Here is a 26,369-nt window from a genome sequence, read left to right on the forward strand (position 1 = left end):
CTACTTCTCCGCTTCTGCATCACCTCCTTGCGTAATCTCAACCGTTTGTTTTTGTCCCTTATGAAAATAGTTAAAAGCGATCCGCCGCCAATGGGAGGGCAGACGCGGGTTTAGCGTGTGTCCCTCTTCTGTGAGGCGGAAACCTGCAAAACCAAAGATTACGGCTTGCCACAGCCCTCCAGCCGAGGCGGCGTGAATGCCATCGCCGGCATTGCCGCGCACGTTAAGCAAATCGGCGCGGGCGGCGCGCATAAAATGTTCGTAGCCCAAAGCAGGCTGATTCATCAGGCAGGCGGCCCAGGCGTGCATGGAGGGGCCAAGTGACGAACCGTACACATGGTCGGTGATTGGCTCGTAATAATCCCAGTTGGCCTGGCGCGTTTTGGCGTCGAAGGCGTTGGGGAACAGGCAGAAGAGGGCAATGACATCGGCCTGCTTGAGTACCTGATGCTCGTTGGCTCCCTCGATGCCCAAGAGCACCTGCATGGACTCTTCCGCGTTGCCGTAGACATTCCAATCTACCTTTTTGCGCTCAAAGAAGCCTTCATATTGCTCGATGAGACCGCTCTCTTCATCGTGTAAGAAGATGATGTTGTCGATGATGTCCTGCCAATGTGTCAGCCGTTCGTCAGATAAATCGAGACGCTCTTTAAGTGCCTCGGCTTGTTGTGGAGCATGTTGTTCCAGCCAGGCCAGGGTTTCCTGGGCAGTTTGCAGGTGCCAGCGCAGGATGAAGTTGGTGAAGGCGTTGTTGTCTACGTGGTCGTGGTATTCGTCCGGGCCAATCACGTCGCGGACGGCGTAACGGCCGTCTTCATATTCGGCGCGATCACCCCAGAAAACGGCCGTTTCCAGCACAATCAGAGCCGCCACATCCCGCCAAAAATCATCATCCCCCGTCACCTGCCAATATTGCTTCAGAGCATAGGCTACATCAGCCGAAATGTGAATTTGAATATCCCCCGTCCAGATGCGCACCAACTGGGTGGGGTCGGAGAAGTGGGGCACCCAGGTTGGCGTTACTTCATCCCCTGTCTCGGCCGATTCCCAAGCGAACTGCGCCCCGCCGTAGCCATTTTTGGCGGCCTTGCGCCGCGCGCCGGGCAGCGTGTGGTGCCGGTACATGAGCATATTTTTGGCCAATTCAGGTTGGGTATAAGTAAAAAATGGCAGGACAAAGATTTCGTTGTCCCAAAAAACGTGGCCGCTGTAGCCGAAACCGCTGAGGGTTTTGGCACTGATGCTCACCGTTTCGTCGTGGGTGGGGGCAGCGATGCGCAGTTGGAACAGGGCGTGGCGTAGGGCAATTTGGACTTCGTCGTCGCCTTCGATGATAACGTTGCTGTCTTGCCAAAACGCATCCCAGACGGCGCGATTTTGCTGTAGGAGATGGTTGAAGTTGTGAACGGCCGTTTCTGCCAGACGATTTTTTGCTTCAGCCAGCGGTTCATCTACTTCACGCGAACTGTAAATAGCAATCAATTTCTCAAAAGTAGTTGATTCACCTGCTGGCAAAGAAAAAGTTGTTTCTAAGCCAGGGCTGATGGGACAGTCGCAGGGTTGTGCCACGGCCGTTTCTGAATTGAGCCGCATACTCATAGCCAACTGCTTTTGGGTATGACGGGTTTGCAGCAGCAGGCTGGCTTGCTGACTGTCGCTTTCTTCTTGCAGCGCGTGCCAATGTAAGTTGCCCTGATTTTCCACGTGGCCGTCCAGTCGGGCGCGGATGCGGCCGTTGATGTTGTTTTTTAAGGCGGCAATGTGGAGTTGAACAGCTAAATCGTGCTGGTTGGCTAGATTGGCAAAGCGAGACCAGCGTAGCTCAACGGCCGTTTCCCCATCAATCTCCCACACCAGTCGCCGGTTCAGCGTGCCGTCGCGCAAATCGAGCCAGCGAGCATAATCAGTGATGCCAGGTTGCGTCATGTCGAAGCGACGGCCGTTTACCCAAATCTCTAGCGAAGTCCAGTCTGGAGCATTGGCTAGGCTGGTGAAGACAACCGGGGCGTCGTCGTACAGGCCGTGCACAAAGGTGGCCTGTCGGTCGCCGGGAAAACGCTCTTCCAGCGTGCCGCGCGTGCCCAGGTAGCCGTTGCCAATGGTGAAAATGGTTTCGCGGTGGTGCTGTTTGGCTGGATTAAACTGCGGCTCGACCACGCGCCAAGTGGTGGCACGGAGCAAATCGGCCAGCGAAATGCCGTCCAGATTGGGCAACACCACTTCGGCTTCACCCACTCGCTCGGCTGGCCCGATGCCAACAGCTACCATCCCGGCGGCGTGGGCAGCATCAATCCCGGCGGCGGCATCTTCCACCACAATGCAGTGGGCGGGCGGCACACCCAGTTCGCGGGCGGTGTGTAAAAAGAGATCGGGATGGGGCTTTTGGCGCACCACGCTGCCACCGTGTGCCAGCGCATCTAACCGGTCGGCAAGGCAAAGCTGTTTGACCACCTGCGGCGAATTTTTGCTGGCCGAGGCCACGGCAACCTTTAGCCCGGCTTCTTTAAATTCGGCCAGCAGGCTGGTTACTCCCGGCAGCAAATCTTTGGCCGAAACTTGCTCAATCAATGCTTGGTAATGGCTATTTTTGCGAGCCATTAGCTTTTCGGCTTCGGCGTCGGTGACGGAACGGCCGTCCAGCCCCAAAATAAAATCCAACGAGCCGCGCCGGGGAATGCCGCGCAGCTGCTCGTTATCTTCTCTGGTAAAAAAGATGCCCAACTCATCAGCTAGCTGCTTCCAGGCAAGAAAATGATATTCGGCCGTGTCGGTTAATACGCCATCAAGATCAAAGATAATTGCTTCCGGGAATATCATCTGGTTTAAGCCTCGCTCGATTTGCGGATGATGAGTTTGGGTTTTAATAAAGTCTGTTTTTCAGAAATTGATTCGCTGTTAATTTGTTGGAGGAGTTTTTCGATGACCAAATCACCCGCTTCGCGGATGGGCTGCTGCACGGTGGTAAGGGGCGGGAATAAAAATTCGCTCATTGGCAGATTGTCGTAGCCCGTAATGGCAAAATTAGCACCTACTTGCAACCCTTGAGCCAGCGCAGCGTTCATAGCCCCGATCGCAATTTGATCGCTCACACAGGCAACAGCCGTTGGCCGGTCGGCTTCTGGCAATGTCAGGAGTTGGCTCAACAGTTGGTAACCCACCTGCACCCTGTTTTCGCCACGCACAATCCAATCGGAATGAACCGGTAACCCAGCCTGCGTCATTTGCTTGAAGTAGCCATTTTCCCGCTCTTCACCGGCGCGAGAGCCTTCTGGCCAGGTAATTAGACCAATCTTGGTGTGGCCTTGCTGCTGTAGATGAGCCGTTACTTGCTCCATGCCGTTACTGCCGTCCACATCGACCCAACAAAAATCCCAATCGTCGTTAGCACGGCCAAAGCAGGCAAAGGGGATGTTCGCTTCCATAAGAAAGTTGATGCGGGGGTCGTTGTCGTTGGTGTCAGCCAAAATGAACCCTTCCACCTGACGACGGGCGTAAAGTTCTCGATAAATGGCAATCGTTTTTTCAATATTTTCTTCGATCAGGAAGGTGAGTAGGTGGAAATCGTTTTGTTCGGCGCGCTGCACGGCACTGTACAAAAAATGATTTAGTACGGGGTGGGGGCTATCGTCGCCGCCTTGCAGCCAGCCATAGCCAATCAAGTTGGAAGATTGGGTGCGCAAGTTGCGGGCGGCCGTGTTGGGTCGGTAGCCGAGTTTGGTAACGGCCGTTTCGATCCGAACTTGGGTGTCTGGGGTCACCTTAATTTGGCCGCGCAGCACCTTCGAGACGGTTTGGTAACTAACGCCAGCTTCTTTGGCAACATCTTTTAGGGTTACTTTTGTATTCATTTCTTCCTCCGATGCGAACGTTCGCGCGAACGTTCGCTTAAATGTTACTATACACCCTGTCCAACTGTCAAGATCAATTTTGTGCAAAAATGAACTTTGCTAAAATAAAAGCATGAACGATTCAACAAATGCTCCCCTTGTTGTGGCCTTTGTGGCTGATTTAATGTTTACTACCCGCATTCAGGCGGTGATTGCTCATCTCGGTTGGCGCGTTGAGTGGATAGAAACGGCCGTTTCTGTCGGCCCCGTGCATTCGCCACCTCAACATGAACGCCCTGGCGAATCATTGCACGGCACTGAGGGCAAGCTGTTTGAGCAAATTACCAGTTGGCAGCCCGCACTGCTGTTGTTTGACCTCACCAATCAGCAAATCCCCTGGCGTCGCTGGCTGCCTATCCTGAAATCATCACCAGCGACGCGTCGCTTGCCCATTTTGGCATTTGGGCTGCATGAAGACGCAGCAACGATGCAAGATGCCAAGAAGTTGGGTGCCAACTGGGTGATGGGGCGTTCTCGCTTTACCTCAGCGATGCCCAAGCTACTGCAACGGTATGCTCGCATTCCCGACCATGATGCCTTGGCAGCTAGCTGTGCAGAGCCGTTGGCCGAGTTAGCCAGAGAGGGGATTGCCCTTTTTAACCAGGGTGAATATTACAAATGCCACGATGCGTTGGAAGAGGCATGGAAACAAGATAAAAGCCCAGCACGAGAACTGTATCGCGGCATTTTGCAGGTCGGTATTGCCTATTATCAAATTCAGCGGGGTAATTATCGGGGAGCCGTGAAGATGTTGCTGCGACTGCGGCAGTGGCTCGAGCCGCTGCCGCCCGTTTGCCGTGGGGTCAACATTGCCAAGCTACGCCGAAATGCGGCCGAGGTACAGACAATCATTACGGAGTTGGGGCCGGAGCGAATTGGGGAATTTGATACGGCCATTATCCAATCCATTGAATACGTAGACTGATCAAAGCGTGCCGCTTTTTCCAGCATGAAGGGCAGGTCTGCTTCAGCCGGCACTACAAACGGTTGGGCTTGTGGCAACCCAGCCTCTGCACAGGTGGCATGAAAACCGCGTAGGCGCTCCACAAAGCTAGGCGTAATCTCAGGATTTTGCGTGTAGCCAGCGAGTACCCCCAAGGCACTGGATGAGGCCGCCATGATTGATGGGGCGGGGCAACTCCAATAAGTTTGCGATGGGGCTGTTTGAACGGCCGTTCGCCACCACGTCGGTTGATTTTGTCGGCTGCCCAGACCATCGTGTGCTGGCCGCGCAGGCGGTGCAGCAATCGGCCGTTTTGCTCAAAAATGACGAAGATCTGTCGCCGCTACCTCCTCGTACCGGATTGAAGGAGCGTTGCAGGCTGACGGTAAGGGCGAGTCCATAGGATACTAGCCCGACGCTTCTTCATCAGGTTTTTCTTTCACCGTTGGTTGAATCTCGATGCCCGATTCGCTGGCGCATCTCTCAAACCAATCCATTGTTTGGCGTACGTTGATGATGCCTGCGCCCAGCGCGGTGTCATTATTGGCGGCGGGCATTGCACCACATTCAATAATTTTTCGCACTTGCGTGGGCGTGAGTTGCCAATTCCCTTTTTGCAACACGAGTGCAGCCAGGCCAGCAACCATCGGCGCGGCAAAAGATGAGCCGTGCCAGTAAATATAATTGGAGGCACCGTCACCATTTTTAAAGGCAACGGGCTGCAACACAGGGCCAATGACACCGGTAGAGCAATCTTCGTCGTTACATTCGCTCAACGTAGGTTGGCATTTTTCCACAATGCGGTGGCGCTGGCGCAAATTTGCAGAAAATAGCCGGAAACCATTCTGCAATATGGGCCAGAAGCCTTGCTTTACCACCGTCCCACCATCCCCACCAGGAGCTGCAATATCACCCTGGTTCGAGAAGCAAGAACGGCGATTTTCCTGGTTGCTTGCGGCGACGCCAATAACCGAGGGCCAGTATGCGGGCAAGTTTGCCGCTTCGGGCTGGGATGATTCTGCTGAATCGTTGCCAGACGCGGCTACTACGGTGACATTCAGGCAATTTGCCAGCTGCATCATCAGTTGCAGCATCTCCACCTGTTTGGGTAGTTGAACACCAACCCAATCTGGTGGAATGCGGATGCCCAGGCTGAGATTGATAACCGTGGCCATTTTTTCCTCTGGCATCTCATCATTGAGATCGGCCGTTTCAACAAGAAAGTTGAACAGTTCGCGCAGCAGCAAAAACAGGTCGCCCCGATTGTCTGGCCCCAGCACGCGGCAAAGCCGGATGTTTGCCTCTGGAGCAATGGCGTTTACCATGCCGGCAACAAACAAACCGTGGTCCCGTACGTCCAATTTTTTATCGTCTGGAATGGCTGATTGCAGCTCGGCCGACCCATTGGGATGCACCAGCTGTAATCTTAACGCCTGAGTTGGTGCTAGTTCTGGAACATTAATGGTTTGCGCTTGATTGGCCGGTACGGCCGTATCTGGGTAGGGCGATGTATCAAAGATGCCAACGCTTACTTTTTGCCCGGTCATGCCAGAACGGCCGTCCAGTTCAATGGTTTTGAAGGCCCACTGAGAAGCAAAAAAGCCAGGCAAAGCGGCTGTCATCGCCCCATTGGTAGAACTGCCGCCAACATCCCAGGGCGAGCCACCAACATCCCAAGGCGAGCCACCAACATCCCATGGTGAGCCGCCAACATCCCAAGGCGAGCCACCAACGTCCCAGGGTGAGCCACCAACATCCCAAGGTGAACCACCAACGTCCCAGGGCGAGCCTGTGAGCCAGTTTGGTTCCACGCGAATTTGATTGCCCGCACCTGCCAATTGCTGCAAAAGCCGGATGGCACGGGTAACATCCGGGCGACTGCCACCCAGGCGATACAAAACAATCACAAACTCTTGGGAAGCATATTTGTAGCAGTCATTTAGGCAGTCCAGTACTTCCACTGGCAGGCTACCAAAGGTAAGGCGCATGGGCTGGTTTAACTCATCCAGCACTACTTCCAATTGCAGATTGGCTTGCTGGTTGGCGGTAGTAATCAGCCGCTCAACCGCGTTCAATGCACCACTGACAATGATCTGATCCTGAACCAGATACTCTTCTTCTGGATAAAAATTCGGGTAGATTTGCCGTCGAAAAAGAACCAGCAGCAATAGCAGCAGTAGAATGACAATTAGCAGCCAAATTGGGGCCTCTAACACGGCTGCAACAATGCCCAACAGCACCAGCAGAACGAGTACCCAACGGTAAACTGCGGGGCGAACCAGATAAAATCTGGTCAGATAGTACAAGTAACGCATCTACTCTCCTCCTTCTTGAATCATTTATCATATCAATACGCATATGAACGTAGACGACACCATAATTCCGTTGCGCTTGTTGGAATTGAGAATTGTTTGCTACGAGGAAAGGCTAATTTATAGTGGGCCAGCGTTACCAACCAGGAAAAAGGGTGCCCAAAAGTAAGGATGCTGGTACATTGCCGGGTAGTCGCCATTTGTGAGTAAGTGCAATTGAGCCAGCCGCAAGGATGTGCCTTTAGTGTGATTATTCGCTATGGCTTCATAAAACAGGTTCATGAGAACGGCCGTTGACGAATCTTCCACTGCCCACAACGTAGAAACCAATGAAGCCGCACCTGCCGACAGGAAAGCCCGCATCAGCCCCAGTAGTTCATCACCACCACCCACCACACTGCGCCCCGTCTGGCAGGCACTCAAAGTTACCAAAGATGCCCGCAGTCGCAGATTGAAAATGTCCAGCGTGGTCAACCAGCCATCGGCTAACACCAGGCCAGAGAATAGTGGGCTGTCTGGCCGAAAGTCGCCGTGGGTGGCCAGGTGCAAGATGGTTGATTGTTCAGCCGCTTGCTTTACACGTTTCAGACTTGCCTCTTTTTCGATGATTGCCTTACCCTGCCACCGTTCGGCTATGTTGCTGGCCTCGGTAACTGCATGGGGGAGGCGGCCTTCATAAGAACTGCCAACGGCCGTAATGACATGATCATTGCCATTATTTGTTGCTGATTGGCTGTAGCCCAACATGCTAGAGCCTGGCAAATAGCTTAGTTCATGAGACTGAATGAGGTACTCCCGGCCATCGTACAGCGCATGAAACGGCAAATAGTGCAGTGAACCGTGTGGAATCACAATCAGTTTTTCATAATTTGCAATTTTGGTAGCGATTGGTTCCAGCAATATTTGGTAAAGTTTGTGCAAAATGCCTTGAATATTTTTTACGGAGAGCTTAATTTGCGCTGCATTACTTTTGGCGACAGCTTTTATATTGAGTTGGAAGAGCTGGAGCAGGTTTTGCACCTGTTGCATATTGCCTTCTAGCCAAAACGCTTCCACAGCATTTTGGGTTACCAGGAAAAGTACCAATTGTCCTCTGACGCTGAAATATTCGAGCAGCAAGCAGTTTTCGGGTAAGTGAGGTTGGGCGGGCATCGTTTGCACCTGCCACAAAGTGGCATCACGCGCGTAATCTGCATTGCGGATCAGTAGCGTATGCCACAATGTGGTGATTTGTTTCTCCAAATCCAGAACAGCTTGCCCAACCCTGTGTTGTGCAGATAGAGCCTCATCAGCACCGCCCCGCTGTCCGGGTTCCTCACTGGTAGCCCAACGGCGGTAAAGTCGGTCGCGCTCGCGGCGCAGGCTGAGTAACTTGTCTACAATGGGTTGATCCTCTGGGCTGCGGGCTTCGATACGCAAGTTGAGGCGATGGGCCAGCATGTCTTGCAGTGCTCTTGATTTGGCGCGCTCGCAATATTCCAGACCTTTTTCTGGCTGTTGCAGCTCCAGGCAAATGGAGACGGCGTCTTCGTAGATTTGCTCTTTGTCAGCTACAAAATCGGCGCGGAACTCAATCATGAGACGGCCGTACATTTGCTCTAGTTCTTGAATGGCGGCATCCAATCGAGCCAAGGCTAATTGCGGTGCGTTTTGTTTGCTGGCCAGCGAACCTTGCAAGTATTGCGCCTGATAGTTCAGGGCAGGCAGCGTGTGTCGCTGGCCAATTTGCAGGGCTGCATGCGCCCAATTGGCAGCCTCTGCCAGATTGCTGAGCTGCATGGCCGCCTTGGCTGCCGTGAGGTACGCACGCGCTTGCCCGATTGGTAGCTGGTAGGTTTCAAATAGTTTGGCGCAGCGGAGTGCTTGCTGCAAAGCGGCCTCAATTTTTCCCTGCCACAGCCAAACGGCCGCTTCTTGCAAATCGGTATCAGCAATAGCCACCTCATTGTTCTCTGCCTGGAATTGGGCGCGTGCCTGCGCCAGTGAGTTTAAGGCGGCATCATAATCTTGCAAACCTACGTAGGCAATTGCCTCATTCAGAAACGCGTGCCCCATTTCTAGCTGGGTACCTAGCTCGGCAAAAATTTGGCGGCATTCCCGACATTTTTCCAGCACATCAGTGTAGCGGCGCAGTTGCAAGAGGCAGTCGCTGGTGAAAATTTCTACCATCATGGCATCCCGCTGACGGCCGTCTGCCAAATAGGTGGTGCGGGCTTCATCAAGCAGTGCCATCGCCTCGTTGTATCGACCCAGCACAAAATAAGTTATAGCCAAATTTTGCTGTGCTCGGGCTACGCCCACTATCTGTTGATTGGCGTGATAACCAGCCATTGCTTGTTGTAAGGATTCTATGGATTCGTCGAAGCGGCCTAAATTCCGCAAAACAATTGCCTGGTTAATGCGAATCATGGGCAAGGTTTGTTTGCCAGATTGATCAAGCCTCTCGGATAACTCAAACGCGCGGTTAAACTGTTGGAGGGCATCTTGGTCATTGCCAAGACGGCCGTAAATGATGCCCATGTTCATCGTTACAACGGCCAGAGCAGGCCAATCTTTTTCGTCTGTCAAAACTGAACTGGCCCATTTTCCCGTGTTTAACGCCTCATCGGCCTGCCCCAAACTGGCCAGCGACCAGATTTTGCCAGTTTGTGACAACGCTTCTTCATAAACCATGCCCAAACGCCGATAGATGTCGGCAGCTTGCTCATAAAAAGCAATCCCTTTAGGGTGATCCCCATAGCCAAGGGCGTGAATATTGCCTCTGGCACGATAGCTGAGTGCTTTTATGCGCACATCGTCGCATAGTTCCCCCATCCTTTCCATCAGGTCGGCGAACTGGGTGCTATTCTCCAGGTTGATCCGCAGATTTCTATCAGCTTGCTTTTTTAGCAGGTTGGCTAAATGGTTGCGTCGGGTTTTGTCAAACGTGGGGACAATTTTGTCAAGCCAAAAATGCCGCTCAGTTGAATTGGCGGCAGCTATTAGATGTTTTACAAGTTGTTCGGGTGTATTTGCTTGGAGAACGGCCGTTTCATGCCCAAGCGGGTGTTCTCTCACAGTATCAATCACTTTGTTCAATCCTTCACTGAAACAGCTCTTCAGTGGTAAATGTGGGCACTTTGTTTGCTGTATGTGCAATTATGAACAGGAATTGAAATGATTTTATGATTGCATAGTTACTTTATCGTTAATTTTGGTAAATAAATTTCAATATCAGGCCCAGAAAGAAGCAGTTCGAAGCGTCCTTTTTCAAGGTTGGCAAAAGTGAAATTGCCCGAATCATCAAGGGTAACGGCCGTTTCTGTTCCCTCACCGGCAAACAATCGCACAGTCACAGCCTCCGTCTCAATGCCCAGCACTAGCCCCAAAATTGCCTTGCGCCCAGGATGATCCGGATCATCCTGAACTTCTAACGAGAGCTGGGCATTGCCTGCTTCGTACATAAGAGGGCCATCGTCGCCGCCGCGGACGGCGAAGGCAGGTGTTCCTACGCCCCCTCTGGATTGCCCCCCGGTTGGGATGCGCTTGGCAATCCAGATTTTGATTCTTTCTGCGGTGGAGGGTTCGTGCGAAACGGCCGTTTCCGCCAGAAACACCTCTAACTGTGCCAGTTCTTCAGTACAAAGTGGACAAATAGCTAAATGTTCTTCAATTTGGGCAGTTGCCTCGTTTGGCAAAAGGCCCAAATGCAAATTGCCTAATGTCGCACTATCGGGACAGGTAATTCGGTAGAGAGCGGCCTTGAAACTGTCATCAATATGCGCCATAGTTGATTCTCCTCATTGCGCCTAAAAAATTTGTGGAGAGAGAAAGCAGCCAACAATGCTTGAAAATAGCCACTTGCTCAATGTCATCCACTAAACCTGCTAACTTGTTTATGGATGATGCGTACCACCGGAGCACAATGCTGTAGCAATGATCTTCGCTTTGTAAAGCGAATTTCTCGGTGCCTGAGCCAGCAATATCTGCTGTCATTTCCATAAACGAAAGTTGCAGTGCTTTTCACGCATTCTCCAAAAATTCCCTAAATTCATCATTGCGCCGCACCCTGGCCAGGAAGTTGTCTTTGGTGCGCGAAACCTCTCGCACGTCGGCAAAATGCTCGCCGTGCATCTCATAGATTTGGCGTGGTTTTAAGTCGAGCACAAAGTATCCATGAACCACCAGATGCTCTTTTTCGCTGTTGCACAGATCGTTGAGTCGCTGCCACAAGATTGCCTGCATTTCCTGGCGCGCCACTTCTCGCTCTGGTCGCGTGTTGGGGTCCATGATAGTGGCAAACGGATCAAACTCATCATCCCCGTTATCAGTCTGTGCGGCGCGGTCCCATAAATGTGCTTGTTCCTTCCAACGAGCAAAATCAACCATGACGGCGTGGGTACACATTTGCAGGTAGCGCAGCAATGATTTTAGATCAGGAAATTTGGCGAAGTTATCCGCCGGGATGCCTTGCCACATTTTCTCAAAAGCGCGGTTCATGAAGTAATTGGCTTCTTCACCCAGGCTAGCGTACAGTGCGTGCCGTGTAACCCAAGACAGCACCAATTTTTGATACCGGTGATACAAACAGTCCCAAGCAAGCTCATTGCCATGCACAAACGCCCGCCGAAACAGTTCATAACAGAAGCGGGGATCGTGTTCTTGTTGGGCGAAAAATCGTTCGCTTTCCCGATGACACCGGTCGCAAAGGGCGCGGAACGTGAGTAGACTTAACTCATTTTGTTGTGACATAGGAACGACGCAATGACATTTTCATGAGGCTGATCAAATTTTCTTTGGGGTGTGCTTCGTTTTCGGCGTGATCAGCAGGTTGCAGGTAATTTGAAGCAGGATTGTAGGTTATTGTGCCCCACATTGTAACTGATTTTTTTTATGTTTGTGCAATGAAATGCAACGAATTTACGACAAATAGGTTACAAATGACGCACTTTTGAGGCTGTTGGTGCCGATTTGGTCAGGATAATAACCAATCTTCGATGGCATGGAGGCATTTTAAAGAAATTGTAGCCAGATACGGCCGTTCCCGCTATCGTTAGCTTTAATTGATTAGATGCTACTCAAGGAGCCTTGTGATGTCCTTTTTCGATTTACCCTTGAACGAACTGCAACGATATTTGCCCGCCCGCGAGGAACCAGAGGATTTTGATCGGTTTTGGCGGCAGACGTTGGCAGAAACGGCCGAATTTCCCCTCAACGCCAAATTTGACCTGCTGGATGAAGGGTTGACCACCATTGATGCCTACGACGTGACCTTTGCCGGTTTTGGCGGCCAGCCAGTTAAAGCATGGTTTTTGCTGCCCCGCCAGCGTAAGGAACCGTTGCCCTGCGTGGTGCAATACATCGGCTACAGCGGCGGGCGCGGCTTTGTGCTGGATAAACTGGCCTGGCCTAACCTGGGGTTTGCCACCTTTGTGATGGATACGCGGGGGCAAGGCTGGTCACACACCCAGCCTGGAGCGACGGTAGACATCGCACCGCAAGGCACTGGCTCCCACGTGCCTGGCTTCATGACGCAAGGGATCCTGGGCCCGCACACTTACTACTATCGCCGCGTATTTACAGATGCGGTACGGGCGGTGAACCTGGTGCGGCAGCAGCCTGCCATCCTGCCAGAGAAGATTGCCGTGACTGGCGCCAGCCAGGGTGGAGGGATTACCTTGGCGGTGGCGGGTTTGGATACGGCCGTCGCCATTGCCATGCCCGATGTCCCCTTCCTTTGCCACTATCGCCACGCCACAGAGATTGTCGATACCTCCCCTTACAGTGAGATTAGCCGCTACTGCGCCGCCCACCGTGACCAGACTGAAACCGTCTTCCGCACCCTTTCTTACTTCGACGGCGTGAATTTTGCTGCCCGCGCCAAAGCTCGCGCGCTCTTTTCCGTTGGCCTCATGGATGATATTTGCCCACCCAGCACCGTCTATGCGGCTTACAACCATTACGCAGGCGAAAAAGAGATGGCCGTCTACGCTTACAACAATCACGAAGGGGGTGGCCCTTTCCAACTGCGCAAACAAGCCCAATTTCTCCGCGAACTATGGCTTTGAAGACGTATAGAATCTACGCAATCTGTAGCTGAAAATCAAAACAGCTTAAATTGATCTGGATCAACGGCGCGAGCTTGGTGCATGAGCACTGCATTCATTAGCTCGATGGCCAGCCGCGATTCCAGCGTAACGCCTGCACGAACCCCAACACAGGGATCGTGCCGCCCCTTTTCCAGCAGAAAATCAATCTCTTCCAGATTTTTTTGCACCGACTGTTGGGATTTATTAATGGTTGAAGTGGGTTTGAAGCCAACGCGGCAAACCAACGGCATCCCGGTTGTTACACCGCCCAGCACCCCCCCATGTGAGTTGCTTTGGTAGCCACTGCGCCGAATCGGATCGTTATTTTCGCTGCCCCGCTGGGAAATGACCTGGAAACCATCCCCAATTTCGCAAGATTGCGCGGCATGCAGCCCGCCCAGGCTGCCCATTAGCCGCAGCTTTAGGCTGTTGTACAGCGGGTCTCCTGCCAATGCGGGGGCGTTGACCGCTACTACTTCCACTGCCGCGCCAATTGAATCGCCGTCGATACGAGTTTGCTTGATGAGGTCGCCAGCGGCGGTAGCAAATTGGGCATCCAGACTGTGGATTTCGGCCGTTTCTAGCTGCTGCTGTATGGTTTCTATATGAGCTAGGGTAATCGTGCTGCCATCGCGCAGCAGTTCAGCGAAATGATCGTTAAGGCTGCGCTGGGCTTTGAGTGACCCCACCTGGCTAATGGAGGAGAGGATGACGGTGCCAAATGTTTCTTGCAAAAAGATGCGGGCAATTGAGCCGCCAATCACGTCTGAGATGGTGCTGCGGTAGCTGGAACGGCCGCCGCCACGAATATCCACATGCCCCCGTGCTTTATGGTACTTCACCAAGTCGGTGTGGCCGGGGCGAACCGCGCCGGTTGGCCCGGCAAACTGGTCGTAATGGCGGGATTTAGTGCTGGCAGAAAGCACCAATGCGCTAATTGGTTCACCCGTGGTGAAGCCAGTTTCATAGGCGGTGGTGGTGTAGGTGAGGCCATCCACAGTGGCCTGAATGGCGGGACCAGCCGTCAGTGCGTCATGATCTTCCTGGTAGAGGCCGGAGAGCAATAGCAGCTTGTCTTTTTCATTGCGGGGGGTGCCGTGCCGATTGCTGCCGGGTCGTCGTCGGTCTAAAAATGCCTGAATTTGGCTGCGGCTGAGTTGTAGGCCGGGAGGACAGCCAAAAACAATAGTGCTGATGCCGGGGCCGTGCGATTCACCGGCTCCAGCGACGCTAAAGAGGGGGCCGCCTAAAATTTCCATACGATTCCTTTTTGAATTTGATTTGCTTCCGCTGCACTCTTGTGCGGCTTTATTTTAACGTGGTACGGCCGTTTCCCTTAATATAGGCCGTAAGTACTACTCGGTAAGGTTATTTTAACTCTGTCCAGAGTAGTTCCCAACTGGCACAATCCAACACAACAACTAATCCCCGAGCGGTTTCTGGGGTCTTCCCGGCAAATGTGGAGAGACAGAAGATGAATTTCTCAATCCTGGTTGTGGATGATGAATTTGAGATTCGCCAGCTTTTGACAACAATGCTGACGATGATGGGCTATGAATCGTTCATGGCGCAAGATGGGTTGGATGCCCTGGAAAAAATCCCTGAATACCAACCCGACATTTTAATTTTGGACGTGATGATGCCTAAGATGGATGGGCTGACGCTGTGCCGCAAGCTGCGGGAAACAGCCGAAACGGCCGAACTGCCCATCATCATGCTCAGCGGCAAGGCGCACCAGGAGGCGATTCAGGAGGGGCTAAAAGCGGGGGCGAATCGGTATTTGGTGAAGCCGATGGGGTTAGAAGAGCTGACGCGCAATATTCGTGAAGTGTTGGGGGAAGCGGCCGTTTCCAAAAAAATCGAAGCGTAAATTAGAGGCCAACTGTTTTAGCAAACGCCTCAATGGCTTGAAGATGCTTTTGTGGCGTGTCGAAGCCGACCCCCATGCTGTTGAATGAAATATGTGTGGCGCCAGCGGCTTGCCAGCCTTGCAGGTTGCTTTGCCACGCCTCGGGGCCGTCGCCGTAATGCAGCCGGGGTTCCAGGCCAATCTCCTGATGGGAACGGCCGTATTCTGCCAAATACGCCGCAATTTTATCCAGCGACGGCCGGGCTGCCTCAGCCGTGCGGTAACCCGGTAGCCAGCCATCTCCCTTGCGCGCCAGACGGCGCAACACCGCATCGGAATGGCCACCCAGCCAGATGGGGATGGGACGCTGCATCGGCAGCGGATTTAGGCCAACATCGGGCAGCGTGTGCCAATTCCCTTTAAAAGTCACGAGTTCCTGCGTAAACAGCAGCTTAAGTACGTCGATTTGCTCTTCTATTCGTTTTCCTCGATTGTGAAAATCAAATCCCAGTGCTTCCATCTCCACTTTGTTCCAGCCCACGCCGATGCCCAGACGGAAACGGCCGTTGCTTACCACATCCAAACTGGCGGCTTGCTTGGCCACCAACGCCGTCTCCCGCTGAGGTAAAATAATGATGCCCGTGATGAATGCCAGTTTGGTGGTGAGTGCCGCCATGTAGCTGAACAGCACAAATGGTTCGTGGAAGGCAGATTGGTGGGTATACGGGCCGCGCCAGCCGCCGGGGCGGTCTGGATTGGCACCAACCACGTGGTCATAGGCCATGATGTGGCTAAAGCCGAGGGATTCGGCCGTTCGGGCGTAGTCTCGCAGGGCAATTGGATCATTGCCAAATTCGGTTTGGGGAAAAACAAGACCAATTTTCATCTTTTGTTCCTTCGTAGAAAAATTTGCCACAGAGGTCACAGAGAAAAGCTGGCTAATACTTCGGCTACGCTTGGGACAGGTTCTGTGAAATCTGTTGAGATACAGTCATAGTTTTAATCATTTACGGACGTGAAGGCAAGGGGATGTCTTGACAAAATGGATGACTGTAGTTAGAGTACTTTGCAATGCAGAGCACTCTATAACTTTGAAAGGTGAAGACATGGATTCGAGAGAAGCGGAAGCGCAGCTAAAACTGATTGAACAAGCGCAAGCGGCGCAGGAGGCGTTAGGTCGCAGTGAAGTAGGCTGGTTTTTCCTCATTTGGGGGATGGTTTGGTTAATTGGCTTTTTGACGAGCCAATTTGCGCCGGCTGGCTGGCTGCTTTGGGTGTGGTTGCTGCTCTGTGCTGCAGGAGCTGGCCTGTCGGCGGTGATCGGTTTGCGGCTGGGGCGGCAGGTGCAATATACCCAAACGGGACCGAAGCTGGGGCTTTTTTACCCAGTTTTTCTTGGCTTTTGTTTGCTTTGGTTGTTGTTGGTACGCCCAGAGAGTTGGCAGGAAACGGCCGTACTTGCCATTTCATTTTTGGGATTTGCTGTCGTGGTAAATGGCATTCTGTTAAACGTGCGTTTGTTCATGTGGATTGGCTTGATTGGCACAGGGTTGGCTGTGGCAGTTTACCTTTGGCTACCCGCCCAGTTTGGCCTGATTGTGGGCTTGGGGGCTGGCGGCGGCATGATTGCTGCTGGCTTGCGTCTGCTCATGAGGGGACGGCGTGGCTAAGCTAGACCGGATTATTCACCAGCCGGTGAGGCTACAAATTATGGCTACCCTGGTTGCTTTGGACGATGAGGCGCAGCTAGGCTTCACCAGCTTGCGCGATCTGCTGGATTTGTCTGATGGCAATTTGGGTGCCCATCTACGTAAGCTGGAAGATGCGGCCTACATTCAAGTGCAAAAAACGTTTGTCGCCCGCAAGCCGCAAACCTTTGTGCAGGCAACATTGTTGGGACGGCAGCGTTTTCAGGAACATGCCGCTGCCCTGAAATCAATTTTGGAACAGGAGTAAGCAAATGAAACTTTCTTTATCAAATTCGGTCCAACAAAAATCCCAGGTGATTTATCGGCGAGTTGCGGCATATTTTATTGATATGACGCTTTTGTTGGTCATGGTGCAAGGGTTTCAGTGGGGCTTGCTGGCCGTAACGGGTGGCTTTCCATTTGAAACCTTGTCTATGCTAAACAATGGCTGGCTCATCTATGGCTGGGTGCTGCTTACAGTTTCGGTACCCATTTGGCTCTATTTTGTGCTAAGCGAGCGTTCTGGCTGGCAGGCAACGCTAGGCAAGCGGTTAATGGGCTTACACGTGATGTCGACCACAGGGGAGAAAGCAAGCTGGCGTCAACTGCTGGGGCGTACCGTGCTGAAGCTGTTGCCGTGGGAGGTTTTCCATCTGGCGTTTATGCTGCCAATTCCTCTGGTGAATGATCCAAACTCAGCCTTCCGGCCAGGATTTGTGGTGGGGTATGTGGTGCTGCTACTGTATCTGCTGGTGTTAGTACAAACGCCTCGGCAACAAAGTATTCATGATTTGATTATGGGGACTGTGGTGGAGAAACGGCCGTAACCATCTTCTGCTAAAACACGTTGGCTCAATTATCCTCAGCAGGTACAATGCCTACGAAAATTTAAGTTACCCAACCAATAATGGCGGCTAGGGTTCCGCAGCAATAAGCTGGCTGGTCCAAGCGCCGCATAAACCGTAATTCAGCCATTGAGGTTTTTGAGAATTATTTTCTCTTTGGCTACTCAAAAAAATACGGCAGCATCTGGACGGATAAAAGCCTTGGGGATTGCGGTTGGCAGATGTGCAATTACTGCACAGGCTGTTAACGCTTTCTCTGGAGGTAATCTATGTCTTATTTTGCTGGTTGGTCTCGTTCTTCATATTTTACGGCCGTTTTCCAGGCTCTCTTCGTCACATTTCTGTGGTCAACTTCCTGGGTTCTCATCAAAATCGGTTTAGAGGATATGCCTGCACTCACGTTTGCTGGGCTGCGTTATGGCTTGGCGTTTGTGTGCCTGCTGCCGTTCTTCTGGCGTAGCAAGGGTAGAACCGAGCTGCGCCAACTGAATCAATCTGGCTGGCTGCGCTTGATGGCTTTGGGGTTGATTTATTACGCGCTGACGCAGGGGGCGCAATTTGTGGGGCTAGCTTACCTGCCTGCGGTGACCGTGAATGTGATGCTAGGCTTCACTGCGGTGCTGGTGGCACTGCTGGGGATGGGAGTTTTGGGAGAACGGCCGTCTGTTTGGCAATGGATTGGCATTATTGTGGCCTTGGCCGGTGGCTTGCTTTACTTTTACCCGGTGCAGATTCCGCAGGCGCAGATAGTAGGGTTTGTGGCCGCAGCGGTTGGCGTGTTGGCCAATGCGGGTGCGGCCGTTTTAGGGCGATCTGTTAATCGTGAGGCGCAATTACGGCCGTTAACCGTCACCACCGTCAGCATGGGCATTGGTTCAGCGCTTTTGTTGATTGTGGGATTGGGTACGCAGGGATTGCCAGCGTTGAATTGGCAAAGCTGGGCCATCATTGGCTGGCTGGCGGTGGTAAACACGGCTTTTGCCTTTACGTTATGGAACGTCTCGCTACGCACCCTTTCGGCCATGGACTCCAGCATCATCAACAACACCATGGCGGTGCAAATTCCGGTTTTGGCGGTGATATTTTTGGGTGAGCGGCTAAACGGCCGTGAGGTAACGGGTTTGGTCGTGGCCATTGTTGGCACATTGTTGGTGCAGTTGGGGCGAAAACGTAAAAGCATGTCGTAGGGGCGGTTCGCGAACCGCCCCTACCATCATCTATTTGTTTAACATCGTCCAGAGGAAGCTGTATACATCAGCTGCTTCTTCGATGAGCTTGGTCGTTGGCTTACCCAGGCCATGCCCGGCGCGGGTTTCTATGCGGATAAGGAGGGGGTTACGGCCGTTGTCCGCTGCCTGAAGCGTCGCGGCGAACTTTTTGGCGTGCATGGGCACTACGCGATCATCCGTGTCGGCGGTGGTGATGATGAGTGGGGGGTAGGTGCGGTCTGGCTGAACGTTGTGCAGCGGGGAGTAAGCCATCATGAATTTGAAATGTTCTGCGTTGGCTTCGGCGTTGCCATATTCAGGAATCCAATACCGCCCGGCACTGAATTTGTGGTAGCGCAGCATATCAATCACCGGTACGCCGCAATGTACTGCGCCAAACAGATCGGGTCGCTGCACCATGCAGGCCGCGACCAACAGGCCGCCATTGCTCCGTCCCTCAATGGCTAATTTCCTGCTATTCGTGTAGCCATAAGCGATGAGCCACTCCCCGGCCGCAATAAAATCATCAAAGACAGTTTGCTTATTTTGCAACATGCCCGCCTGGTGCCACGCTTCGCCATACTCCATGCCGCCGCGCAAACCGGCTTGGGCATAGACGCCGCCGCGCTCTAGCCAGGCCAGCCGCGTGGGAGAAAAGAGGGGTGTCATGGCGATGTTGAAGCCACCATAGCCGTAGAGCAACGTTGGGTTTTTCCCATCAAGATTTAAACCTTTCTTGTGGGTGATGAAGAGCGGCACTTTGGTCCCATCTTTGGATGGATAGAAAACCTGGGTTGTTTGGTAGGCTTCAGGAGCAAAGTCGAGCTTGGGCTGATCCAAAATGCTTAATTCGTCAGCGGCAAAATCGTAGCGCAAGATGGTGGGCGGATAGGTGAAGGATTGAAACTGGATGAACAGTTCGGTGTGCTTGCGCTTACCTGCCAAATCAAAGATGGTGCCGGGAACAGGGAGGATAATTTCGCCCAGATATTGGCCGTCTAGGGCATATCGATGCAGCTTGTGCTGGCCGTGATGCAAAGTGGCAATAATAAATTGGTTGTTGACCATCAGGCTAAAGGCAATGGCATCGTCTCCCTCAGGGATGAGGGTTTGCCAGTTGGCGGGGTCCGGGTTGTTGAGGTGAATGGCGATGATACGGCCGTTATCCGCCCCATTATCCGTCTGAAAGTAAAATTTCTGGCCATCGTTGCCTAAAAAGACATAGGCAGCATCCATTTCATCTAGAAGGTAGATAAAATCTTCGCTGTCGAGCGGGCGATAGTAGAAGCGGCTGCGGCGGTCAGTGCCATCCCAAACGTGAAGAGTGAGATAACGGCCGTCTTCCGTAATCTCAGGATGAAAGCCCAAATTCGGCGCGTCGGGTCGGGCAAAAATGATCTGGTCGGAAGATTGGGGCGTGCCCAGCTTGTGGAAGAAGATTTGTTGGTGGGTGCTGGGCGGTGCATCTGGCATTTCGTCGGGGCTAGGGTAGCGAGCGTAGAAAAACCCGGAGCCATCTGGCAGCCAGGCGGCGTTGGTGAATTTGGCCCAGTGCAGCACTTCGGGGCGATCTTCATTGGTATGGAGGTCACGAATATGGATGGTTTGCCAATCGGAGCCGCTTTGGGAGAGGGTGTAGGCCAGGTAACGGCCGTCTTTGCTATAGCTTTGGTTTATCAGGGCAATGGTGCCATCTTCGCTGAGGCTGTTGGGATCAAGCACCTCTCGCAATGGCGTGGAGAGATTGGCTTGTTTGTAGAGGGTGGGTTGGTTTTGCAGGCCATCATTTTTCTGGACAAAGTAATGATCACCTCTGCGGCGCGGCACGCTGCTTTTGGGGAAGTTCCACAAGGTTGTAAGCCGTTCTGTGAACTGCCGATGTACGGGCAGCTCGGCCATGATGCTTTGGGTGAGTTCGTTTTGGGCTTCCACCCAGGCGATAGTGGCAGGGTCTTTGGGGTTTTCTAGCCAGCGGTATGGGTCGGCAACGGCCGTGCCGTGGTAATCATCGACAACATCAGCTTTTGCGGCCGTTGGGTATTTAAATGTGTGGAAATCCATTAATAGCTCCTTGTGTTGCGGATATGAAGATTTTACCTGAACGGGCTTAATTGGGGAATTGGCGCAGAGGTTGGCGGGAAACGGCCGTTCGTCTATCATTTACGGTATGACACATCCTCTGGTTACCCAACTCCATTTTGCCCGCAGCGAATTTATGCGCTGCCTGGAAGGTCTTTCTGATGAAGATGCGCGCAAGCGCCTGCTGCCAATGAACTGCATTAGCTGGATGATTGGCCATTTGGCAGTTCAAGAGCAGTTTTACTGGATTTATTTGGCGCAAGGGAAGGTTATCAAACCAAAGCTGTATGAGCTGGTAGGCTACGGCCGTCCCGCCAGCACCCCCCCATTAGATGAAATGTTAGAGGCGTGGCAAGCAATTACGGCCGTTGCCGACGATTACCTGACTACGCTAACCACCGAGCCATTAACCACACACCTCACCCAAGGGGAAACAGAATCCCGTGAGAGCGTGGGTACTATGATCTTGCGAACCACTTACCATTACTGGTTCCACACAGGCGAAGCCCATGCCATAAGGCAGCAGCTAGGTCATGGTGAGCTGCCGCAGTTTGTAGGGAATATGGAAACGGCCGTTTACCGGCCACATGGCTAAACTAGCTCAGTTCAAAATTAAACGCATCTTGTTAAAGTCAAAGGTGAGAGCGAAGCTGCGGAAGAAGCCGTGTGAGATGAGGCCTCCCACATGAAAGCCTAAGCCGTGTTCTAGCGACGGTGGAAAGGGGCCATAGATGCCAACCACATTTTGAACGGCCGTATCCCCCAATGTTAGCTGCTCAATGTTGAAGGGAACGGCCGTTACCTGTCCACCCCCTCCTTCACCTGTAAAACTGCCATCGGATGGCGGAGCAATATTTGCTACTTCCAGCGTGGATTGCGGACAAAGAAAGCCCCCACCTGCCAAACCAGTGTCAACCAGCATCAGCAGCGGTTCGCTCTGGTTCATAGTTCCCCAAGCCATCATCAAATGATCACCAACCAGCCAAAACGGGATGCTAGCGACTTCCTGATCAACTTCATCGGCGTGGGCAGACGGCCGTCTAAGAGTTAGCTGGTTTTGCGGATAGTCGATGGTGGCCAGGAAATGGTAGAAAAGCACCGTACCGATGATGCCATGTACAGGAACGCCCCCGGTAACGGTCGTAAAGCGACTCGTATCCAGCAGATGCACCGGCAAATTTTGAATCGTCCAATCGCCTAGGGATAAACTATCAAGACGGCCGTGTTCATAACTAGCCTGTTTCCCCCCGGCAAAGGTTGCTCCCTCTGCACCGAATTTTGTGACACCAATCTGTTCAGCCATCGCCGGGTCAATTATCAGCTCCGACGCGCCCGTATCTAGCAGCAAATGAACGGGTTGCCCGTTAAGTTTTGCCGCCAGCAGCGGCAGCGGATCGGTTTGCAAAAAAGGAATATGGATTGTATCGGTTGCACCTTCCAAGTGGTACGGCCGTTTCTCCCTAAAACTGGCCAACTTGTCCGCCTGAGCCTCCCGTCCACCGCGTCGGAAAAAGGGGGCTGCTTTCCAAAATTGATCCTGACGGTAAAACAGTTCTGCCAGAAGTGACATTGGCTCAGAGTCGTCCGGGACAAGATTTATTGTCTTCTGTAACCACTGCTCCGCCTCGGCAAACTGGTTTTGCCACAATGCCAGTTTGCCCAGGTGCAAAAATCCTTCAACCAGGTGAGAATTCTCCTGAACCAGATGCCTGTAAATGGCAGCCGCAGCCGAAAAATGACCTTGTTGCCATAGATTGTTTGCTGTTTCGAGGGGTGGTGTTTCGTTCATGAGATCAGAAACAAGCGTGAAGCATTCATTTAGGTGCCCGTCATTCCAAAAGTGACAGGCACCTTACCATGCTTCTACGAGCCTAGATGCTTTTTGAAGAAGTCAGTCATCGTTGTGTATACATTGACGCGGTTCTCATATTTCAGCACATCGTGACCCTCATCTGGGAACATGAGGTACTCCACCTCTTTGCCGATTCCTTGCAGATGTTCTACCAGTTCACGGGACTCCTGCTCGATAACGCGCGGGTCATTTTTACCTTGCACCACCAGCATCGGAGCCGTGACTTGCTCAATATAGGTGCGCGGCGACCGTTCCCGCATAAAATCTTGCTCCGTTTCTGGGTCACCAACCAGCATTTTGATGAATGGCTTCCACGTTTCTGGTACGCGGCTGGCAAAAGTGAGCAGATCGTATGGCCCAAACATGTCGATGGCGGCCGACCACAGTTCCGGGTGGCGGCTGGCCAGGGTGAGGGTCATGTAACCACCGTAGGAACGGCCGCACACGCCCGCTCGGCTGGTGTCAAGACGATCATCTTTTGGCAAAACTTCTGTCATGGCGTGAACATGATCCAGTCGGTCTTTGCCACCCCAATCGCGGACGACGTGCTTCATGTAGGCAAAGCCGTAGCCGGTGCTGCCGCGCACGTTTGGCACAAAGACGGCAAAGCCGTTCAGCGTGAGATATTGAATAAACGGCATAGAGAACCAGGCAAAATCGGGGCGTTCCTGGCTTTGCGGGCCGCCGTGAATGTAGTAAATGAGCGGGCGCGATCCTTCGTAGCCCAATTCTGCCGCAGGCATATAAAGTCGGGCAGAGATGCGCAAGCCGTCGTAGCTGGTGAAGGGATAATCTTCGCCAGGTGAGAGCCATGTTTGGGGCAAACCTAAGATGCGTTCGCGGGTATGCTGCTGAATTTGGTCACGATTTTTGCCGCTGATGGTGTAGATTTGGGTGGGGGAAACGGCCGTCGAAAACGAAAGTACATACTCATCCTGCGTTTTGTTATATCGAATTGATTCCAATACGCCGCCTGCAAACTTCCCTTTGCCGCATAGTAAATGGGTAAGCTGCATGGCTAGATTCTCTTCGTCAAATTCTGCTTCATACGCCCAGGAGCAGCCGTCAATGTTGTAGATGATGAGATATTTGCTGCCCAACAGATGTCGACCTTCTTCCAATTCTCCCACGCCTTCATGCTGGATGCCGTTGATGGGGATTTGCTGCAACGCTTCGGGATTGTCTAGCGGCAGATAGGCGAGGCCGTAGGTATCTTCAAATTCGGACGTACCAACTAGCAGCCCGGTTTCATTGCGGATGAAGTCACCGCCGCCCACGTTGTACGTTTTGGGTGGATTTTGTGGATCGCGGGCCATCATAGGCGTGCCAAGCAGGGGCGTTGGTTTTTCATCTCCCAAGTTGTAGCGGAACAAAACGCCGTCGCCAACGCCGTACCCTTCGCCCAGAATAAATTTAGTTTTGTCTTTGTTGCTGCCATTTGGCGTGCCGCCAAATTGGCTTTCGTTTAGCTTGATGAGTTCGCCCGTTTCCAGGTTAGCCAGATAGGAGCGAAAGATCGATTCGGTGCGGGATTGGGCAATGAAATAACAGTTGTTGCGCGCCAAATCCGGATCGCCAAGACTTACCCGATGGTTGGCTAGCTTTTCTGCAAAGATGGGTTCGGGGTAGCCGCCTGTCAGGGGGATCATCATGGGCAGATAGTTTTCATCACCATCCTGGTCCAGCATGATGACAATTTTGCCTAGTTGGGGGAAGACGACAAAGGAACGGCCGTTCATCAAGTGAGGGTTTTGTAAGGCAATGTCTGGCGGCAGCAGCGGTTCTGGCACGCTGCCACCCCGATCCATGACGTACAGGCTGTTACGGCCGCTCAGGTTGCTAATAAAATAGATGCGATCTTCAACAAGTTGCGGCACCAAAAAGAGCCGCGCCGATAAAAAAGATTCAATTCGCTTCATGTTTTTCTCCTAAATTTAGCCACAGATTTCGCAGATTTTTTGATCTTATTTGCGTAACTGCATGGTGAATAGCTTCCAGGTGGGGGCAGTGTCGATGTGGGGCATGTGGGTTTCTACCAGCCTGATCGTTTCTTCGATGAGGGTTTTGAGGTCATTAACGGCCGTTTGCATGTCCGTATCAAACAGAGCAGGCAATCGGCTAGCAACGTTGGTGGGAGCAATTTGCATTTTGGCGACAGTGTAGTCGAGTCCTTTAATTTTGCCGGGGTGGTAAAGCTGGTTTAATCCGCACAGCACGCCAAAGATATTTTGTACGGCCGTTAACAGCTCTTCTTGCAAAAAAATAACTTCGTTACGGTCCACGCCCATCTTTTGCAGCACCCAATGCGGCCGAAAGCGCAGATGTTTTTTCACAAGCATATCGCCGAGTTCGGGTGGGTAGCTGGCCAGCTTTGTCTTCCAACTATCGGTTATTTCTGCCCCTTTTAACGGCAGGCCAGTTAGCATTCCATCAAGCGCAATGAGCAGATTGTTTTCCTCTAAATTGGGCTTGCTCAAAAAATCATCAATGAGCGTCTCAGCTTCTTGTAGTTTGGCGTGGGCAAAGTCGTGGCGAATGCCATCAATGTATTGGAACAGAGCCCAACCGTCCTGGGCGTTGCCACCATAAAAACCGCCGCCAGAATCAAGCGCAGCCTGCTGGTACGCTGCAAATGCCTCTTCACCGGGCAATTCATCGTAATACATGATGATGTCAATGTCGGAGTTGTCATCGGCCAGCCCTTTGGCAACAGACCCCGTAACCAGGATGGCTTTGATGTGGGAATTTTGCTGGAAAACGGCCGTGTTTTGCCGCGCCAGTTCCAATCTATCCTGAGAAGTTTGGTTCATTCACTGGCCTCATTCTGGGTATGAACTGGGTAGTAAGCTATGGTCAGTCCGTAAATGGATTGCTCAGAATTTGCCTCCCCGCTGCTTTGTTCAGTTATTTCATCCAGGATGATTTTGAGACGGCCGTAAAATTCAGCATGTTGTTCTGGCGTTAGGCGCAAAGAGGCACGATACAAAATGCCAGTAGCTTCTTCTGCAAACGGATTCTGCTCTGTTTGCTCCACAGTCCGCCGAATTTCCGTTTCCGTCACGTTGAAAATCGTGGTGAGCATTTGCTCCAATTCAGGTGTGGCGGTAGGTTGTTCCGTTAGCAACCGATTATCAATACGATAATGATGCGCCACCACCTGATATTTTTTCTCCAAAATTCCGGAAACAATATTGGTCTCAACCACCTGAATCAGCCCATGCTTTTCCATCAGGTTCACGTGGTAATACAGCTTAGTGGCCGGTAATTTCAGCAGCTTGGCAACCTCTTTTACTGTTTTTGGGTGCTTGAGCGACTGCAAAATGTTGAGCCGGGTGCTGTGGGCAATGACTTTCAAAGTTTCTAAACTGTCAACCAGAAACTCTTGAGAAAGAGACAACGTATTTTCCATTTTATGCTGTACTTTTACTGAACGTTTAAAAAAATTAAAATGATGAGATGAATTTTAGAGGCGGGGTTTGAATTTGTCAAGGTGCTGCCTGAATTTTGTGGTTTAGGGTAAGGGGAGGCATTAATCTCAGGTGGTAGGAGCCATTTTACCTGTAAGCTCTGTTGTAAGAAAATGCTCACATAATTTGCGCCATTAGACGATTACCAGGTGTCATGATCATTGTGAATGA

22 protein-coding genes are annotated in these 26,369 nt (G+C 52.2%); 9 read left to right on the top strand and 13 right to left on the bottom strand.

Features of this window, described 5'->3' with window-relative positions:
• The gene (gene pgmB, locus ACOQPU_RS04590; protein ID WP_420643948.1) at positions 1-2,817 is read right to left on the bottom strand and encodes a beta-phosphoglucomutase; all 2,817 of its coding nucleotides are present in this window, start codon (positions 2,815-2,817) and stop codon (positions 1-3) included.
• A 5-nt stretch (positions 2,818-2,822) separates the two neighbouring features.
• Complete coding sequence (locus ACOQPU_RS04595) at positions 2,823-3,848, bottom strand: LacI family DNA-binding transcriptional regulator (RefSeq protein ID WP_420643949.1); 1,026 nt, start codon at positions 3,846-3,848, stop codon at positions 2,823-2,825.
• Between the two features lie 112 nt (positions 3,849-3,960).
• Between ACOQPU_RS04595 and ACOQPU_RS04600 the strand changes: the two genes are divergently transcribed.
• Positions 3,961-4,812 carry a DUF309 domain-containing protein gene (locus tag ACOQPU_RS04600; RefSeq protein ID WP_420643950.1) on the top strand — a complete coding sequence of 284 codons (852 nt, stop codon included), beginning with the start codon at positions 3,961-3,963 and terminating at the stop codon, positions 4,810-4,812.
• Between the two features lie 199 nt (positions 4,813-5,011).
• Positions 5,012-5,233 (top strand): hypothetical protein, encoded by a 222-nt coding sequence (locus ACOQPU_RS04605; RefSeq protein WP_420643951.1) that lies wholly within the window; start codon positions 5,012-5,014, stop codon positions 5,231-5,233.
• Positions 5,234-5,237: 4 nt separating this feature from the next.
• Here ACOQPU_RS04605 and ACOQPU_RS04610 read toward each other — a convergent pair whose 3' ends face one another.
• The 4 genes from ACOQPU_RS04610 to ACOQPU_RS04625 all read right to left on the bottom strand — a co-directional run bounded on the left by ACOQPU_RS04610 (position 5,238) and on the right by ACOQPU_RS04625 (position 11,873).
• Entirely contained in the window at positions 5,238-7,145 is a 1,908-nt protein-coding gene (locus ACOQPU_RS04610) for a S8 family peptidase (protein ID WP_420643952.1), read from the bottom strand.
• 117 nt (positions 7,146-7,262) lie between these two features.
• Positions 7,263-10,211 carry a CHAT domain-containing protein gene (locus ACOQPU_RS04615; protein WP_420643953.1) on the bottom strand — a complete coding sequence of 983 codons (2,949 nt, stop codon included), beginning with the start codon at positions 10,209-10,211 and terminating at the stop codon, positions 7,263-7,265.
• Positions 10,212-10,318: 107 nt separating this feature from the next.
• The gene (locus ACOQPU_RS04620; protein ID WP_420643954.1) at positions 10,319-10,909 is read right to left on the bottom strand and encodes a hypothetical protein; all 591 of its coding nucleotides are present in this window, start codon (positions 10,907-10,909) and stop codon (positions 10,319-10,321) included.
• Between the two features lie 235 nt (positions 10,910-11,144).
• Positions 11,145-11,873: a sigma-70 family RNA polymerase sigma factor gene (locus ACOQPU_RS04625; protein WP_420643955.1), complete on the bottom strand. Its 729-nt coding sequence runs from the start codon at positions 11,871-11,873 to the stop codon at positions 11,145-11,147.
• Positions 11,874-12,214: 341 nt separating this feature from the next.
• On the opposite strand from ACOQPU_RS04625, the gene ACOQPU_RS04630 reads away from it, so the two are divergent.
• Positions 12,215-13,189, top strand: coding sequence for an acetylxylan esterase (locus tag ACOQPU_RS04630; RefSeq protein WP_420643956.1), 975 nt, complete (start codon positions 12,215-12,217; stop codon positions 13,187-13,189).
• 35 nt (positions 13,190-13,224) lie between these two features.
• On the opposite strand, the gene ACOQPU_RS04635 is transcribed toward ACOQPU_RS04630, so the two are convergent.
• Positions 13,225-14,469: a chorismate synthase gene (locus tag ACOQPU_RS04635; protein WP_420643957.1), complete on the bottom strand. Its 1,245-nt coding sequence runs from the start codon at positions 14,467-14,469 to the stop codon at positions 13,225-13,227.
• A 215-nt stretch (positions 14,470-14,684) separates the two neighbouring features.
• On the opposite strand from ACOQPU_RS04635, the gene ACOQPU_RS04640 reads away from it, so the two are divergent.
• The gene (locus ACOQPU_RS04640; protein WP_420643958.1) at positions 14,685-15,080 is read left to right on the top strand and encodes a response regulator transcription factor; all 396 of its coding nucleotides are present in this window, start codon (positions 14,685-14,687) and stop codon (positions 15,078-15,080) included.
• Between the two features lies 1 nt (position 15,081).
• On the opposite strand, the gene ACOQPU_RS04645 is transcribed toward ACOQPU_RS04640, so the two are convergent.
• Positions 15,082-15,945 (bottom strand): LLM class F420-dependent oxidoreductase, encoded by an 864-nt coding sequence (locus ACOQPU_RS04645; RefSeq protein ID WP_420643959.1) that lies wholly within the window; start codon positions 15,943-15,945, stop codon positions 15,082-15,084.
• 220 nt (positions 15,946-16,165) lie between these two features.
• Here ACOQPU_RS04645 and ACOQPU_RS04650 point away from each other — a divergent pair, with 220 nt between their 5' ends.
• From ACOQPU_RS04650 to ACOQPU_RS04665, 4 genes are all read left to right on the top strand, one after another.
• Positions 16,166-16,729 carry a hypothetical protein gene (locus ACOQPU_RS04650; protein WP_420643960.1) on the top strand — a complete coding sequence of 188 codons (564 nt, stop codon included), beginning with the start codon at positions 16,166-16,168 and terminating at the stop codon, positions 16,727-16,729.
• Positions 16,722-17,015 carry a winged helix-turn-helix domain-containing protein gene (locus ACOQPU_RS04655; protein ID WP_420643961.1) on the top strand — a complete coding sequence of 98 codons (294 nt, stop codon included), beginning with the start codon at positions 16,722-16,724 and terminating at the stop codon, positions 17,013-17,015. The genes ACOQPU_RS04650 and ACOQPU_RS04655 overlap by 8 nt, the downstream gene beginning before the upstream one ends.
• Positions 17,016-17,019: 4 nt before the next feature.
• A complete protein-coding gene (locus tag ACOQPU_RS04660; protein ID WP_420643962.1) occupies positions 17,020-17,574 on the top strand; it encodes an RDD family protein in 555 nt (184 codons plus the stop codon).
• Positions 17,575-17,861: 287 nt separating this feature from the next.
• Positions 17,862-18,779: a DMT family transporter gene (locus ACOQPU_RS04665; protein WP_420643963.1), complete on the top strand. Its 918-nt coding sequence runs from the start codon at positions 17,862-17,864 to the stop codon at positions 18,777-18,779.
• 30 nt (positions 18,780-18,809) lie between these two features.
• Here the strand turns inward: ACOQPU_RS04665 and ACOQPU_RS04670 are convergent, their stop codons facing one another.
• Positions 18,810-20,861, bottom strand: a complete 2,052-nt coding sequence (locus tag ACOQPU_RS04670) for a prolyl oligopeptidase family serine peptidase (RefSeq protein ID WP_420643964.1) — start codon at positions 20,859-20,861, stop codon at positions 18,810-18,812.
• A 58-nt stretch (positions 20,862-20,919) separates the two neighbouring features.
• Here ACOQPU_RS04670 and ACOQPU_RS04675 point away from each other — a divergent pair, with 58 nt between their 5' ends.
• A complete protein-coding gene (locus ACOQPU_RS04675) occupies positions 20,920-21,474 on the top strand; it encodes a DinB family protein (RefSeq protein ID WP_420643965.1) in 555 nt (184 codons plus the stop codon).
• A gap of 6 nt (positions 21,475-21,480) precedes the next feature.
• Here the strand turns inward: ACOQPU_RS04675 and ACOQPU_RS04680 are convergent, their stop codons facing one another.
• The 4 genes from ACOQPU_RS04680 to ACOQPU_RS04695 form a co-directional block, all read right to left on the bottom strand.
• Positions 21,481-22,668 (bottom strand): aspartyl protease family protein, encoded by a 1,188-nt coding sequence (locus tag ACOQPU_RS04680; RefSeq protein WP_420643966.1) that lies wholly within the window; start codon positions 22,666-22,668, stop codon positions 21,481-21,483.
• Between the two features lie 74 nt (positions 22,669-22,742).
• Positions 22,743-24,650 carry a prolyl oligopeptidase family serine peptidase gene (locus tag ACOQPU_RS04685; RefSeq protein WP_420643967.1) on the bottom strand — a complete coding sequence of 636 codons (1,908 nt, stop codon included), beginning with the start codon at positions 24,648-24,650 and terminating at the stop codon, positions 22,743-22,745.
• Positions 24,651-24,695: 45 nt separating this feature from the next.
• Entirely contained in the window at positions 24,696-25,541 is an 846-nt protein-coding gene (locus ACOQPU_RS04690; protein WP_420643968.1) for a nucleotidyltransferase domain-containing protein, read from the bottom strand.
• The gene (locus tag ACOQPU_RS04695) at positions 25,538-26,128 is read right to left on the bottom strand and encodes a helix-turn-helix domain-containing protein (RefSeq protein WP_420643969.1); all 591 of its coding nucleotides are present in this window, start codon (positions 26,126-26,128) and stop codon (positions 25,538-25,540) included. Before ACOQPU_RS04695 ends, ACOQPU_RS04690 begins: the two co-directional genes overlap by 4 nt.
• Between the last annotated feature and the right edge of the window lie 241 nt (positions 26,129-26,369).

The sequence above is a fragment of the Candidatus Leptofilum sp. genome (genome assembly GCF_965223285.1).
In the GTDB taxonomy this organism is placed as follows: Bacteria; Chloroflexota; Anaerolineae; order Promineifilales; family Promineifilaceae; genus Leptofilum.

Bases quoted from the DNA above. Each gene is read 5' to 3' on its own strand.
- pgmB (WP_420643948.1), bottom strand. From the start codon at position 2,817: ATGATATTCCCGGAAGCAATTATCTTTGATCTTGATGGCGTATTAACC.
- ACOQPU_RS04595 (WP_420643949.1), bottom strand. From the start codon at position 3,848: ATGAATACAAAAGTAACCCTAAAAGATGTTGCCAAAGAAGCTGGCGTT.
- ACOQPU_RS04600 (WP_420643950.1), top strand. From the start codon at position 3,961: ATGAACGATTCAACAAATGCTCCCCTTGTTGTGGCCTTTGTGGCTGAT.
- ACOQPU_RS04605 (WP_420643951.1), top strand. From the start codon at position 5,012: ATGGGGCGGGGCAACTCCAATAAGTTTGCGATGGGGCTGTTTGAACGG.
- ACOQPU_RS04610 (WP_420643952.1), bottom strand. From the start codon at position 7,145: ATGCGTTACTTGTACTATCTGACCAGATTTTATCTGGTTCGCCCCGCA.
- ACOQPU_RS04620 (WP_420643954.1), bottom strand. From the start codon at position 10,909: ATGGCGCATATTGATGACAGTTTCAAGGCCGCTCTCTACCGAATTACC.
- ACOQPU_RS04625 (WP_420643955.1), bottom strand. From the start codon at position 11,873: ATGTCACAACAAAATGAGTTAAGTCTACTCACGTTCCGCGCCCTTTGC.
- ACOQPU_RS04630 (WP_420643956.1), top strand. From the start codon at position 12,215: ATGTCCTTTTTCGATTTACCCTTGAACGAACTGCAACGATATTTGCCC.
- ACOQPU_RS04635 (WP_420643957.1), bottom strand. From the start codon at position 14,469: ATGGAAATTTTAGGCGGCCCCCTCTTTAGCGTCGCTGGAGCCGGTGAA.
- ACOQPU_RS04640 (WP_420643958.1), top strand. From the start codon at position 14,685: ATGAATTTCTCAATCCTGGTTGTGGATGATGAATTTGAGATTCGCCAG.
- ACOQPU_RS04645 (WP_420643959.1), bottom strand. From the start codon at position 15,945: ATGAAAATTGGTCTTGTTTTTCCCCAAACCGAATTTGGCAATGATCCA.
- ACOQPU_RS04650 (WP_420643960.1), top strand. From the start codon at position 16,166: ATGGATTCGAGAGAAGCGGAAGCGCAGCTAAAACTGATTGAACAAGCG.
- ACOQPU_RS04660 (WP_420643962.1), top strand. From the start codon at position 17,020: ATGAAACTTTCTTTATCAAATTCGGTCCAACAAAAATCCCAGGTGATT.
- ACOQPU_RS04665 (WP_420643963.1), top strand. From the start codon at position 17,862: ATGTCTTATTTTGCTGGTTGGTCTCGTTCTTCATATTTTACGGCCGTT.
- ACOQPU_RS04670 (WP_420643964.1), bottom strand. From the start codon at position 20,861: ATGGATTTCCACACATTTAAATACCCAACGGCCGCAAAAGCTGATGTT.
- ACOQPU_RS04680 (WP_420643966.1), bottom strand. From the start codon at position 22,668: ATGAACGAAACACCACCCCTCGAAACAGCAAACAATCTATGGCAACAA.
- ACOQPU_RS04685 (WP_420643967.1), bottom strand. From the start codon at position 24,650: ATGAAGCGAATTGAATCTTTTTTATCGGCGCGGCTCTTTTTGGTGCCG.
- ACOQPU_RS04690 (WP_420643968.1), bottom strand. From the start codon at position 25,541: ATGAACCAAACTTCTCAGGATAGATTGGAACTGGCGCGGCAAAACACG.